Raw genomic sequence first — 13591 nt, forward strand, 5'->3', positions numbered from 1 at the left:
GTTTCGGGCAAGGTGGGAACTGCAGAAATGAGGTTTGTTTTTTCTAGGGTATGCTTGGGCAGGCTTCATCCGTCAGCTCTTTCTCTAACATCTGCTCATCGTCTTTCACATAGCCGCAATCTTCGTAGGTCTGAATGGCCGCAGCGTTCTTTCTACCCGTCAATACCTTGACCCGTTTCACTCCGCGCACTCTAAGCTCGTCTTCCAGACAAGTGATGATGGCTCTGGCAGCTCCTTTTCTCCGGGCGGTATCTTGCACATAAAGCTCTGTAATTTCTCCATAAGGCTCCTCATAGCAAAAGGAATACAGGCTTTGGGCGCAGCCAAAACCCACGATGGCACCGTTCAACTCGGCTACGGCAATACATTCGTTACGGTTAGTATGTAGATGTTCAACAATTTGGGCCGGGGGTCTGCGGACGCCGCCGTTGAACTCTTGGTTGAGTCCCGACAGTGCCTCAGCATCTGCTATGGACGCCAGCCTTACACTTATAAGTGAATTCATTTGGAGTCACCTCGTTTGTTTATATATAGTCATTTATGTTTGCTCGACAAGAAGCTGTCCCAGAAGCCATGAATTGACTGCTTGGGACAGCTCTTAAATAGGAGTAAGATTTACGTAAGCACTTGGGTGGACGCTCCGCTGTTTAAGCGAAATTCAAAATTATTCTTCTACACCGGCAGATAGATTCTTACCTGCTAAGTCTGGCTTCGCGTACATTTTATTCAGAATGGCTGTCTGCACGATAATGAATATCCCGCAAACACCCAATATAACGGCAAGGCTGCGGGTACCTGAAACGAGAACAGTCCCATCATGACCGGTGACAACCATCCCATCCAAGCCATTTGGTTGCCCGGGCTTTGCTGATTCTGTACAGCTGCAGATTGCGATACACGGAACTGCACGTAATAGACCGCAGCGGCAATAAGCGGCAGAATCATATCTGCGGTCCCCAGGTTGAACCACAGGAAATCGTGTGCGGCAATCTCGGGGGTACGGCGGATGGCGTAATAAAATGCCAGGGTGATCGGCCATTGGAGCAGCATCGGCAAGCACCCCATACTTAACGGGTTGAACTGATGCTTCTGGTAGAGCTGCATCATTTCGGCCTGCTGTTGTTTTGCGGCATCGGCGCTGACGTTGTTCTTATACCGTTCCTTCAGCTCCGTTAACTCCGGCTGGAGGACGGCCATCTTGGCTTTCATGGCTATTTGCTTCTTCGTCTGCTTCATCATTAGCGGCAGGATCGCAAGCCTGATGATGAGAGTCATCAGCACAATCGATAAGCCGTAGTTTCCTTGGAATGCATCTCCAAAGAATTGGATTAAGTACGAGAACGGATAAATAAAGAAGTGGTTGAATATCCCCGGTGAATCCGCCAGAATCGGGCTGGCCTGGGAGGCTGCTGAGCAGCCGCTAAGCAATATGGCCGTAATAAGTCCCATTGCTAGGACGAGAATGGGCTTGGCCCATTTTGGATACAGGTTCATCTTGTTCATTGTTGTCCTCCCTAATTGAATGTATGGATCTCAATGTGGGAAAGGACGGTTATCTTCGTCATCAGGTGCTTCTCTTCGCCTGGCGGTTCGTGCGATCCAGCGCTGAATACTGCTCGGCTGCGTCAGTCTGACCGCTACCGACCAAGTTAAACCGGGTGCAGTAAGTTCATGACCCCAGTGGATCTCCTGCATAGAAAAGTAGGTAAAGGGAATCGACACTATCGAATAGATCAGAGCGATGGAGAATGCCAATTGAATCAAGTCATAGAAATGCTCCAGTCCGGTTCACCTCCGCCTGTATGCGTGATAATGGAATAAATTGAAAATGATTATACGTCTATACGTCAGAGTGAAGGTGTGGTTCCACGATTCTGGGTAATACCAGCGAATCTTACTAACCTCTTAAGCGTAATAGCTCTAATTCTTGAAGAACTTCCTTTACGTCACAGCTGGAATTCAAGCTATGGATCATCTCTTCCGTAATGGGGAGATCCTCGTAGATTTTTGCAACAACCTCTAAGGATAGGGATAATTCAAAATAATCTGTTGCAAATTCCACAAAATCCTCTGGTGTATGGAATATACAGCCCAGTAAAAAATCAGAACCATCGCTTTCACCTTCTGGAATCTCAACGTTTCCTTTGTGCCAGCTAGTGTCACTGCTTTTACGCCAAATGCAAAAAGTCACATCTTCTTTTTCAATCGCAGCATCATCAAGTAATGGTAATAATCCCTTTGGGACGTCATCATAAATTCCTTGCCATACTTTATGTTCATCTTGTGCGTATGGACTTAATTCAGATTCGTGATCGAAACCTTTTATGATGGAGCCTTCATTGGAAAACAAAATAAATAAATGATCCCCTGATCCATTATCTATTTTCGCCATAGACACACCCTCATTCCACTCTTGATTGAAACTATGGTAACGAAGCCATTCCTCCTGACAAAGAATAATATTCAGTGAAGCTTGGATTTTCATTAGCTTTTGTAAAATTGTTGGATCCGGTAAACGCTCTAACGCATTTGCTTCCATAGATTCCTCACCCACCCTATAATAACTTCCGTGGATAAACAAGAAGCAGCTGATCACGATAGGATCGACTGCTTCTTGTTGTATAAGCGGGATACATCTCCGCATATTGGCTATCGCTATATCAATTTATGCCGGAGGCTGCCGCCACTGTTTGATGACATGGACCAGACCCGGCACATCAAGGCCATCGAGCGAAAAAGCTTTGCGCAGCAGGTCATGCGGGATGAACTCATCGTATTTGCCGAGGTAAGGGGCTTCATCCGGCTTCAGGAGCGTGAGTGCATCCGAAGCCGCAGCGGTCTCGGCGATGATCTCATCCTCCAGCTTCTCTGCATCCACTTTACCGGCGACCACCATATAATATGGTTCCATCGGCACGACTGAACGCAACCCCAGTGGCTCCTTCAGATTGTTCTTGAGCAGGCGCTCCAGCGTACGGAACTGGCGGCTGCCAGCCCACGGAAGGATGAACATGGAGTCTCCTCCCGCAGGCAGAACTGAACGCGTCAGCAAGCCGCTCTCCTTGGCAAGCCTCCGCGCCCGTTCCAGTCTGGCGGCCGCGCTTGGCGCAAGGTAAGGGTATAGGGCCGTAGATCCTAATACTTCCCGGATCTTCGTCATGATCCGGGTATGGACATCTCCGCCTGCACCGAGCCATAAGGTGTCCACTTTGCCGCGTGAGCCTTTGACATAGACGGCCTTGTGACGATTGTCCACCTCTTCAACCTTCCACAGCTTGCCTGCCAGTGTGAAGCAGTAGCCCGGAGGAGGCACGGTGGTAATGGATCCAATCTCTTCCGTCCCGTTATAGACAACATGCTCTTCATCGTCTTTGAATACCGCATAGAAGCGGAAGTTGTTGACGATCTTCTCGCCTGCCATTCCGATCAGCAGGCTGCCCTCATCCATCTGCTCGATATGGCCCATGCCCAGCATGTACTCCATGAAGTCATCATAATCCGCGGGATCGATGCTGCGGAAGGACGGCAGGCTCAGCACAGCCTCCTTCAAGTCCTCCGGCTCTGCTTCCCCCATGCTCTTCAGAATGCTCATCGTCTGATGATACAGCAGACCGACCGGCAGCTGGCGCACGACCAGAGGCTCCACCCATTTCTCGCGCACGTACAGCTCGATTACGGCAATGGCCCGCAGCAGCGTCCACGGCATGCGCGCCGGGAGCTGCGCCTCCTCGTCCTCCTCCTCGGGCGTGACGAAGATCATCTCGGAGGCGGCGTCCCCGCGCCTGCCCGAGCGGCCCAGCCGCTGCACGAAGCTCGCGCAGCTATAAGGCGCGCCGAGCTGGAGTACCCGCTCCAGCTCGCCCAGATCAATCCCCAGCTCCAGCGTCAGCGTCGCTGCAGCTACTGCCGGCCCCGCGCCCTCACGGAGCGTGGCCTCGGTCTCCTCGCGCAGCATAGCGGAGATGCTTCCATGATGCACATGGAAGACATCCCGCTCGCCGCGCTTAGCGGCAATGCGCCGCATCTCCAGGATGGCCTCTTCGGCATCGCTGCGGCTGTTCGTGAAGATCAACGCTTTCTTAACATGCGTGTGATCGTAGATGAACCCGTAATACGCCTGTCGCGCCCGCTCCAGGTGCTCAGCCTCCTCCTCATTCCGCGCATCCGGGAACGAGAAATGCTCCACGCTCAGCCGCAGCTTGCGTCCACCCTGCGGCGCGCTGACCTCCACGCTCTCGCGCGTGCCTGCCGCCAGCCACTCCGTAACGGAGGCGTAGTCGCTTAAGGTCGCAGAGAGGCCGACCCGCCGCGGATGACAGCCCGCCATCCGCGAGATCCGCGCCAGCTGGCTCAGCACCTGAATGCCGCGGTCCGCACCCATAAAGGCATGTACTTCATCGATGACGATGAAGCGCAGATCATGGAACAGGGCCGGGATCGCATTCGGGCGGTTCATCAGCAGACCCTCAAGGGATTCCGGGGTAATCTGCAGTACCCCCGAAGGGTTCTGCATCAGCTTGGTCTTGTCCGCCTGCGGCACATCGCCATGCCAATGCCAGACCGGAATGTTCCCTTCACGCAGCAGATCGTTCAGCCGCGTGAACTGGTCGTTAATCAGCGCCTTCAGCGGCGCGATATACAGGATGCCTACAGAGGCAGACGGACGCTCGTACAGCTCCGTGAGTGCCGGGAAGAAGGCCGCTTCAGTCTTGCCTGAGGCCGTCCCTGAAGCGATCAGCAGATGATGCGGCGTGTCAAACAGCACCCGGCAGGCATCGACCTGTGCCTCGCGCAGCGTATCCCAGCGGTTCTTGTAGATGAATTCCTTGATGAACGGGGCCAGCCGGTAGAACGGGTTATCACTCATAGGTCGAACTCCGCCAGGAAGCCGTCCAGCTCATTCTGCTCTGTCTCAGCGGGCCGCGAAGTCCGCTCTCCGACCAGCTTCTCGAATGAAAGCTCCGGATGCTGGTGCAGGGTATGCAGCAGATCCATGAAATCACGCACCACCTCGCGTGCGGTGAGCAGTTCATCAGCTCCCAGCCGGTTGACCGCCTCTTCCATGAAATGCACCAGCTGCTCCTGCGTCAGTCTTGCTTCATATCCGTAGTGCAGCGCGTGGATATCCCGCAGCTTCTGGAGCAGAATCAGAATCTCTTCGTGGGAGAGCATGTCTAGCGCGATAATCGGCCCTGTGTAATTGTTCAGACCGTTGCCTGCGTACCGTCCGGCCACCAGCCGGGAACGCAAGGCCTCATAGCTGAACAGTCCGCGCCGGTGGTCCTCCACGAACTGCGGCGTACCGCCAACGAAGATTCCCAGCCGCTCTGCCTTGCCTTGCATCGTATCATTGAACATGGTCAGCAGCTTCTCGTAATTGCTCTGCCGCGAGATGCTGTTGGTAATCTTGTAGAGGTTCACCCCTTCATCGATGAACAGCAGCAAGCCCTTATAGCCGATGGCTCCGGTGAATTCCGCCCACAGCTTCATATAGTCATACCAGTTGTCATCATCGATAATGACACCAACGCCGAGCGCCTTCCGCGCTTCCGTTCGGGTTGGGAACTCTCCCCGCAGCCAGCGCAGGGAATCCTGCTTCAGTCCGTCATCAGCCAACTTATGTCCGTTCCAGTAGGAAGCCAGCACCTTGGCGAAGTCGAAGCCATGCACCAGCCCTCGCATCTCGGAAGCTACCGAATAGATACGCTGCTCAACCTCATCGCCCAGCTCCTGCGCATCAGGGCCGTAGCCCTTCTCCTGCATCACCGCCTGCTGCAGCGTCATGATCCACTTCTGCAGCATAATCTCCAGTGCCCCTCCATCCGGGCGGGTCCGGGTCGAGAGATGGCTCATCAGCTCGCGGTAGGTGGCGAGCCCTTGGCCCTTCGTGCCGACCAGCCGCCGCTCCGGTGACAGGTCAGCATCAGCAACCACGAAGTCACGGTCCATCGCATAGTTGCGGATGATCTGGAGCAGGAAGCTTTTGCCGCTGCCGAACTTGCCTGTAATTAGCTTGAAGGCGGCTCCGCCATCAGCGATGTTCTCCATATCGCGGAGAATCGCCTCCACCTCCGGACGGCGGCCGACGGCGATATGTTCAAGCCCGATCCGCGGTACAACTCCCGCTGTCAGCGAATTGACGAGCGCGGTGGTCATCCGCTTCGGTATTTTGAGTGGGTTCATTTTACGAATTTCACCTCTTTATATAGTCCAGCATGGATAGACATTCTTCGGTCAGCTCTTCCCCGTCAATGATGAGGTCTCCCAGACTGTCCATTGCCAGCTCATTAATCTCATCGTAGAGCAGTTCTGCCATCGTCCCTGCTCCCGCAGCCAGCCGCTGCACCTTCACAGAACCGTCCTCCTCTGCCAGAGCCAGCACGGCCTGCCGTTGCAGCGGAGTCAGCTCTGAAGCGAACAGTATCCAGCGGTCTGCTTCGCTATCAGAGTAAGGCGGTGGGGAAGCGGTAAGCTTCTGACCAGCTGACAAGTGGGTACCTGGAAGCTCTTCATGACCCCGCTCTATTCGCTCACCACCAATCATCGCGACCACCTGCTCTTCAGCTCTTGCAGAGCTATCGGAAATACTTTCCGCATTTGCTGATACAGCTGGTGCAACTCTTGCATCCGTGTTCGCAACACTTTTCTCGCCCGCTGATTCAGCTCTTCCCAGTACTTCCGCATCACTTGTTACATCTGCTGATCCGGTGCTTTCATGTACATCCGCATCACTTCCGGCACCGGCCAATCCGGCTCCTCCAAGTGCTCCTTCAGACTCAATTATCCATTCTGCGTCATCTTCCTGCCCCCGTTCCCCGGTGTCTTCCACCGTAAGCAAGGAACGCACCACCTCGGAGTCGCTTGCCAGCTGCTCCAGCTTCTGCTGGTCAATAACCACCGCCGGTCCCTTCTCTTCCTGCTCCGCCTTGCGGAATTCACGCTCCAGGAACCGGGTGACGAGATCATCCATATCGGCATCGACCCGTATATCCTTCAGTCTTCCCCGGTAGCCCATCAGCGCCCGCAGCTTATTCTCGGTCAGCCGGAACAGTCGGGTAATCAGGCTGCGCAGCGGCGGGGACTTGCTCACCCGGATGACAGGCACAAGAACAGAATAGCCATACAGGGAGATATCGTATACCGCACTGCGGAACAAATAACGTTCACGGACAACAGGCGGGGCGGGCGGGAACATCGTGATCAGATTAGAGTCGTGCTTCCGCGCGACATAGGCATCGATTAAGGCTACAACCTGGGGAATGTAACGATCCGCAGCGATTTTACCCTCGCCGGTGTAGAATTTCGACTTGCTGATATCATAGTCCGACATCACACTCAGGACCTCGATGCTAAGCTGCTCCGGGGCAGTAGACAGGCAACGGACCAGCTCAAGCTCCGCCAGATCCCCGGCCAGCCCGCGCGAACGGGCCACGATCTCCGAGAGCGGAATATCCAGCTTATGGACAAAAGAGAAATCCGCAATCCACCCGCCAAGGTACTGATCCAGACGTTTGTAACTATCGCGGTAGGCCTCCCACAACAGATTGAGCTGACGGTAGCCTTCCTGAGGCTCATCCCAGCCCACGCCGTTAATCAGCTCATAGATATGCAGGAAGATATAAGAGAGATCGGTCTTCGGGTATCTCCCCTGCCGGACTTCATCCCGCCAGAAAAAATACCATCTGCTCTGCGCGCCGGTCATATGCCCGTAGGTGGGCCAATAGCTTTTGAACGGGACGAACAGCACCGCAGGCTCCTTATGCTCTACAAGCTCACGTGCACGCTGGACGAACTCACTCTCTGTAGTGGTTACCGGCTCCACACTCTCTTCCATATCCCAGAGCTGGAGCTGGACTGTATCGTAACCGGAACCGGACGTCTTCTTCTTAACCGGCTCTGACTTAGGCTTCCGGCTGCCTTCATCTACAGTACCGCGCGGCGGAATCGCCACATTCTGCTCCGTACTCTCCCAGACCAGCTCCGAGAAATGCAGCCCCTGCCTGTCTTTAGCCATGCTTCATCGCCCCACCCGTATGTCTTCGTAATTCTCACATTATATCATATACCCTATGCAGCGGATGCAGGCGTTCCAGTCATGTGCAGGAATAGGCCCACCCTCCAGCGTCCTGCCATAAATCAATAAAAAGACCTTGAGAGACTAACTCCTCAAGATCTTGGATGAGAGCGCCTGTCACCGCACCGCAGCTTAATGTTGCCTGCCGGGCAATGAGAACGTTCGTTTGTGTCTCCATAAGAATATACTATACTCACCCTGCGGGCTGCAATAGCGGAGCAAGGCTGCTGGGGGTTAACTTGTACTTGTACTCACACCTGTTCCTTCGCCCCACCCTCACCCCTTCAAATAATCACTCGGGCTGCGCCCGGTAATCATCTTAAACACCTGGCTGAAATAGGCAGGGTTGTTGAAGCCGACCATCTCACTGATCTCATACACCATATGCTGGCCGGATTGCAGGAATTCAATGGCCCGGTCCACCCGGTACTGGTTCAGGTAGCTGACGAAATTCTCACCGCTGATCCGTTTGAACAGCTGGCTTAGATATTTCGGATGCACATGCAGCTCCTGCGCGAGGCCCATGAAGCTGATCTCCTGGGTATAGTGGGCTTCCACATAGCTTTTGACGCTCTCTACCAGCCGGTTCTTCTTGACGTTCATCTCGGTAAAAGCTGCGGTCAGGAAAGCCGGGATCATCTGGCCCATCCACTCCGTCAAGCTTCTCCAGGTGTAGTAGCCCGTCACCGCCTGCAGGAATTCGGACATGCTCATAGGGGGAGTGCGGCCTGGGCAGCAGGCATTCCAGTAATACATCAGCGTAGTGAACAGACCGACACACACCGTCTGTATATCCTGAATGTTATTCTGGTCATCCTGCCGGAGTCTGCCGAAGATGATCTCCCAGGTCTCCCATATTTTTGAGGAATCCCGGCACAGCAGCACTTCATTCCACTCTTGGAGCAGCCGGGAATAGTCCTCCAGCGTCCACGGGTTGCTGCTTGCACACGGCTCATAGGCGTAGATGGGACTGGTCTCCTGAAACTCTGCGGAAGCAAGCGCCTCTCTGCTCTCCAGATACGAATCGATCAGTTCATGGATGGCAGACTTGACCGAACCAATGCCGGCATAGGCCTGAAGCTGAATGTAATTCCGGATCTTATCCATCGTCTCCTGAACCACTTCCTTCAGAACGGGGATCGGCTCTCCAGCCTCACGGTCCAGCACCAGTACCACCAGCAGATCGTCGGAGTAGTCCAGCACATGCCCCTGCACAGAGAGATGACCTGCAAGCTTGTGCTGCAGCGTCTCCCGGCAGATATTACCGGCTCCGAAGCGCAGCAGCTGCCATTCGCGCTCCTTCAGCTTATGCAGCGGCGAAGGCCGGTTAAGCTGGATGCTGGCCGCCGCCAGCCGCTGCGGACGGATAATCTGCAGATATCCGAGTCGTTCCTCGGAGCATTCCTCCGCACTGTAGCGGGTGGTCAGCAGCTCCATAAGCAGGCGTTCCCGCAGAAAAGGAAGCGTGCGGCCGATTTCCTGCTGATAACGCTCCTCCAGCCGCTTCTTCTGCTCTCCGGCATCCAGATCCAGCAGCACAGCGCGGAGCACAGCTTCGATCTCGTCTACCCGGGCCGGCTTCAGCAGGAAATGGCTGACGCCCCAGCGCATCGCCTGCCGGGCATTCTCGAATTCCTCATAGCCGCTCAGTATAATAACCGGCAGCTCCGGCGCCAGCTCCCTCAGCGCCTCTGTAAGCTCCAGCCCGCCCATGCCCGGCATATAGACATCGGTCATCACCAGATCGGGGGAGAGCCTGCGGAACAACTCCAGCGCTTCATGGCCGTTGACCGCTGTTCCAGCCAGGGTAAGGCCCAGCTTCTCCCAGCCCACATGTCTCGTAAGGGCTTTCAGAATATGCGGGTCGTCATCCACCAGCAGGATAGAGCGGCTCATAGCTGATCGCGCAGCAGCCGCTCCAGCTGCTCCTCTGTCTCAATGACTGGCAGCGTAATCATAGCCGCAACCCCTCTCTCCGGCCGGTTGGCCAAGAATAGTCCATACGGTTCTCCGCAATACAGCTGAATCCGGCTCATCACATTGCGGGTGCCGATGCCGCTCACCTGCTCCATCGACCAGCCTTCCTCTAAGCCCCTGCCGTTATCCAGCAGTGTGATTTGCAAGTAAGGCTGGCTTCCCGGCGTCTTGATCTCCCGCACCTCCAAGTGAATCTGCAAAGGGCCGGAGCCAGGCTCCCGGCTGCCATGAATAATAGAATTCTCAATCAGCGGCTGGAGAATAACCTTCGGAATGAAATAACTCCGTACCGCCGGGTCCGCAATCGACTCCGTATACTCGATGGCAATCGGCAGCCGTTCCTGCTGGATGCTCACATAACACCGCGCATGCTCCAGCTCGTCGCGCAGACGGATGAGCATTCTGCCGCCGCTCAGGCCGATGCGCAGCATTTTGCCCAGCTGGGTGATCATGTAGCTGATATCCTGGGCGTCGTAATCCATCGCCTTCCAGTGAATCATATCCAGCGTGTTGTACAGGAAATGCGGCTTGATCTGGGCCTCCAGCAGCCCTGCCTGAGCCTCCCGCTTCGCGGCGCTCGCTTCCCGCTCACTCTGCACCAACTCCTGCAGCCGGTTCACCATGTGGTTGAAGCCGTAAGACATCTGCGTGTATTCCTCCGTCAGCGACTCACTCATACTGGCCCGGAAATCTCCGCGCTCCAGCTTCCGCATCTCCTGAATCAGCCTGCGCACCGGACGGATCATATTGCGGATGAAGAAATACGCCAGCAGCGCCGACAGAAGCAGACAGAGCAGGCCGATCCCGATTACCTGCCTGTCCGCCTTCCGAACCTCCTGCAGCAGCTCACGCGTCGGGATGACCTGGACCAGCCGCCAGGAGATCGTGCTCGGTCTGGAGAACAGGACGAGATAGGACTGCCCGTCCTTTTTCAGCAGCTCATAGCCTTCATTGCCCTCATACGTATGCCGGTAGAGCCAGTCTGCCTCCAGTACAGCCTTACCGGCAGAGCCATTCTCCTTGTTCACCAGCAGCAGGAGATTGCCGCTTGTATCCACCAGATGGATCTGGCCGTCCAGCACAGCAGGAATGTCCTTGAACTGCTTCAGGATATCGTCTGCGGACAGCCGGATATAGAGGTAGCCGATCGTTTTGCCTTCATTTCCGAACAGATGCTGAATATGGCCAATCAGATAAGGCTCATCTTCGCCGCCGCTGCCCTCCAGGGGAACCCAGAGCGAATCCGCCTGCTTCAGCTGGGGATACCAGCTCTCGTTCTTAATCGAAGAGACCGGAAAGACAAGGTCCGTGGAGCTTTGCGGCACCCCGCTGAACAAATCACTATAAATCTCAATCGAGCTTACCCCTTCGTTCAGCACCAGCGAATGCTGGAGAATCTCCGTAATCTCCCGCCTTCTGGAGATCATCTGATACTTGGAGGCAGGCGTGTTCTCCAGCCCCTCAATCACGCTCTTGTTCGCTGCAATGGAGTAGGCGGTGCCCGACACATTGGTCATGAAGTCGAAGCCGCGCTTCGTGCTCTCATTCAGCAGGGCAAGCCTGGTCGTGCTGATCTCGCTGAAGGTTACGTCCGAGAAGGTCCGGTACGCTAGCAGGACTATGAATCCGAGAAAAATCAGATTGAACGTAATAATACTGGCCGCCATCAGCGTGGAGAGCTTGCTCCGCCTGATCCGCAGAAGCCAGGTGCCGAGCATTCTTTTTTGCATCTGCCCCATCCCTATGCTTTTCCCACGATTCTATCCTTTCAGGCCGGATGTCGCAATTCCTTCCACGAAATACTTTTGCAGTGTGATGAAGAGAATGAAGCACGGCACCAGCGACAATACCGACATGGCGAACATCGGACCCCAATCCGACTGCGAGCTGGAGTCCAGGAACAGGCGCAGCCCGAGCGGTACTGTGTATTTCCCGATATCGCTAAGGAAGATGAGCTGGCTGAAGAAATCATCCCAGGTCCACATAAAGGTGAAAATCATCGTAGTAATCAGCGCAGGCAACGCCAGCGGAATAATAATCCGGCTGAAGATTTGAACAGGCCCGCAGCCGTCAATCGTTGCCGCTTCGTCCAGCTCCTTCGGTAAGCCGCGAATGAACTGTACCGTCAGGAAGATAAAGAAGCCATCCGTCGCCATCCACTTGGGCAGAATCAGCGGCGCGAAGGTGTTCACCCAGCCCAGGCTGTTAAACAGGATGTAGCGCGGGATAAGGGTCACATGCAGCGGCAGCATAATCGTCATCAGCATCAATGCGAAGCCCACTGCCTTGAACCGGAAATTCAGCCGCGCGAACGCATAAGCCGCCATGGAGCAGGTGATCACATTGCCGAGCACTGCCCCCAGAGAGACCAGAGCCGAATTCTGCAGGAATTTGGCGAAGGAGCTGCCCTGAAAGCCGAACCAGCCGCTGACATAATTATGGAAATTCCATTGCCGGGGCCAGAACCAGATTTCCGAGAAAATCATATTCGCCGGCTTGAACGAGCTGCCCACCAGCCACAGCACCGGGTACAGCATAACAAAGGCGATCAGACAGATGATGAAGTGCTTGAGCCAAACGGCACTTTTCGATGTGCTGCCTGTATCCATAGCTTATTTCCCCCCATCTTCATAATGCACCCACAGCTTGCTGCTGCCGAATAGCAGGAGTGTGAATATCCCGATCAGCAGCACCAGTACCCAGGCCATCGCCGAAGCATAGCCCATCTGGAAGAACGAGAAGCCCTTCTTGTACAGGTACAGGGAATACATCAAGGTGGAATTCACCGGTCCCCCGCTGCCGTTACTGATAATGAAGGCTTGGGTGAACGACTGGAAGGCGGTGATCGTCTGCATGATGACGTTGAAAAAGATAACCGGAGACAGCACCGGCAGCGTAATATGCAGGAATTGCCCCACTTTGCCTGCACCGTCCACCGAAGAGGCGTCATAATATTCCGGCGGCACCTGCTTCAGCCCGGACAGGAAGATGATCATCGACGAGCCGAATTGCCATACCGATAGCAGGATCAGCGAATACAGTGAGTATTTGGGATTCGATACCCAGTCAGGCGCCTGTATCCCCACCATGGCCAATAGCTGATTCAGCAGCCCGCCGCCGCCAAGCATCTTGCGCCACAGCATCGCAATAGCGACACTGCCTCCAAGCAGTGTAGGGATGTAGTAGACCGTCCGGTAGATGCCGAGGCCCCGTATTCCTTTGTTAAGGAGTAGGGCCACGGCCAGGGCGAACATCAGCTTCAGCGGCACAGACACGAATACGAAGATGAAGGTGACTTTCAGCGATTGGATAAATAACGGATCTGCGGTGAGCATCGTCCTGAAGTTGTCCAGACCGATCCATCTGGAGCTCTCCAGAATACTGTAATCTGTAAAAGAAAAATAGAGTGAGGCCGCCATCGGCCCCAGTGTCAGGCACACTAGCCCCAGCAGCCAGGGCGACAGGAACAGGAGGGCAACCCCGTTCTGGTTATAGCGCAGCTTTGTTTTACGCCGCTTCATGCCTGCTGGTCTATCTACT

At 54.9% G+C, this 13591-nt stretch carries 10 protein-coding genes; all 10 read right to left on the bottom strand.

The genetic code is table 11. From position 1 onward, the window contains the following. Positions 1-43: 43 nt before the first annotated feature. The 10 genes from NYE24_RS04785 to NYE24_RS04830 all read right to left on the bottom strand — a co-directional run bounded on the left by NYE24_RS04785 (position 44) and on the right by NYE24_RS04830 (position 13572). On the bottom strand, positions 44-505 hold the full coding sequence (locus NYE24_RS04785) for a GNAT family N-acetyltransferase (protein ID WP_342478200.1): 462 nt from the start codon (positions 503-505) through the stop codon (positions 44-46). A gap of 221 nt (positions 506-726) precedes the next feature. Further along, positions 727-1503, bottom strand: a complete 777-nt coding sequence (yidC, locus tag NYE24_RS04790; RefSeq protein ID WP_342478201.1) for a membrane protein insertase YidC — start codon at positions 1501-1503, stop codon at positions 727-729. Positions 1504-1897: 394 nt separating this feature from the next. Continuing rightward, a complete protein-coding gene (locus NYE24_RS04795; protein ID WP_342478202.1) occupies positions 1898-2539 on the bottom strand; it encodes a hypothetical protein in 642 nt (213 codons plus the stop codon). Between the two features lie 126 nt (positions 2540-2665). Continuing rightward, positions 2666-4867: a DEAD/DEAH box helicase gene (locus tag NYE24_RS04800; protein WP_036695342.1), complete on the bottom strand. Its 2202-nt coding sequence runs from the start codon at positions 4865-4867 to the stop codon at positions 2666-2668. Further along, positions 4864-6183 carry an ATP-binding protein gene (locus NYE24_RS04805; RefSeq protein ID WP_036695343.1) on the bottom strand — a complete coding sequence of 440 codons (1320 nt, stop codon included), beginning with the start codon at positions 6181-6183 and terminating at the stop codon, positions 4864-4866. Before NYE24_RS04805 ends, NYE24_RS04800 begins: the two co-directional genes overlap by 4 nt. Before the next feature lie 10 nt (positions 6184-6193). Beyond that, the gene (locus NYE24_RS04810; protein ID WP_342478203.1) at positions 6194-8014 is read right to left on the bottom strand and encodes a TerB N-terminal domain-containing protein; all 1821 of its coding nucleotides are present in this window, start codon (positions 8012-8014) and stop codon (positions 6194-6196) included. Positions 8015-8350: 336 nt separating this feature from the next. Next, positions 8351-9970 carry a response regulator gene (locus NYE24_RS04815; RefSeq protein WP_342478204.1) on the bottom strand — a complete coding sequence of 540 codons (1620 nt, stop codon included), beginning with the start codon at positions 9968-9970 and terminating at the stop codon, positions 8351-8353. After that, entirely contained in the window at positions 9967-11781 is a 1815-nt protein-coding gene (locus NYE24_RS04820; RefSeq protein ID WP_342478205.1) for a histidine kinase, read from the bottom strand. Before NYE24_RS04820 ends, NYE24_RS04815 begins: the two co-directional genes overlap by 4 nt. A gap of 30 nt (positions 11782-11811) precedes the next feature. After that, a complete protein-coding gene (locus tag NYE24_RS04825) occupies positions 11812-12660 on the bottom strand; it encodes a carbohydrate ABC transporter permease (RefSeq protein ID WP_036695346.1) in 849 nt (282 codons plus the stop codon). Positions 12661-12663: 3 nt separating this feature from the next. Continuing rightward, positions 12664-13572 carry a sugar ABC transporter permease gene (locus NYE24_RS04830; protein ID WP_076158243.1) on the bottom strand — a complete coding sequence of 303 codons (909 nt, stop codon included), beginning with the start codon at positions 13570-13572 and terminating at the stop codon, positions 12664-12666. Positions 13573-13591: the final 19 nt, after the last annotated feature.

Origin of the sequence: Paenibacillus sp. FSL H7-0350, from assembly GCF_038593195.1 — a bacterium.
Lineage (GTDB): Bacteria > Bacillota > Bacilli > Paenibacillales > Paenibacillaceae > Paenibacillus_AQ.

Coding starts and splice junctions, on each gene's coding strand:
- NYE24_RS04785 (WP_342478200.1), bottom strand. CDS start 505: ATGAATTCACTTATAAGTGTAAGGCTGGCGTCCATAGCAGATGCTGAG.
- yidC (WP_342478201.1), bottom strand. CDS start 1,503: ATGAACAAGATGAACCTGTATCCAAAATGGGCCAAGCCCATTCTCGTC.
- NYE24_RS04795 (WP_342478202.1), bottom strand. CDS start 2,539: ATGGAAGCAAATGCGTTAGAGCGTTTACCGGATCCAACAATTTTACAA.
- NYE24_RS04800 (WP_036695342.1), bottom strand. CDS start 4,867: ATGAGTGATAACCCGTTCTACCGGCTGGCCCCGTTCATCAAGGAATTC.
- NYE24_RS04805 (WP_036695343.1), bottom strand. CDS start 6,183: ATGAACCCACTCAAAATACCGAAGCGGATGACCACCGCGCTCGTCAAT.
- NYE24_RS04810 (WP_342478203.1), bottom strand. CDS start 8,014: ATGGCTAAAGACAGGCAGGGGCTGCATTTCTCGGAGCTGGTCTGGGAG.
- NYE24_RS04815 (WP_342478204.1), bottom strand. CDS start 9,970: ATGAGCCGCTCTATCCTGCTGGTGGATGACGACCCGCATATTCTGAAA.
- NYE24_RS04820 (WP_342478205.1), bottom strand. CDS start 11,781: ATGCAAAAAAGAATGCTCGGCACCTGGCTTCTGCGGATCAGGCGGAGC.
- NYE24_RS04825 (WP_036695346.1), bottom strand. CDS start 12,660: ATGGATACAGGCAGCACATCGAAAAGTGCCGTTTGGCTCAAGCACTTC.
- NYE24_RS04830 (WP_076158243.1), bottom strand. CDS start 13,572: ATGAAGCGGCGTAAAACAAAGCTGCGCTATAACCAGAACGGGGTTGCC.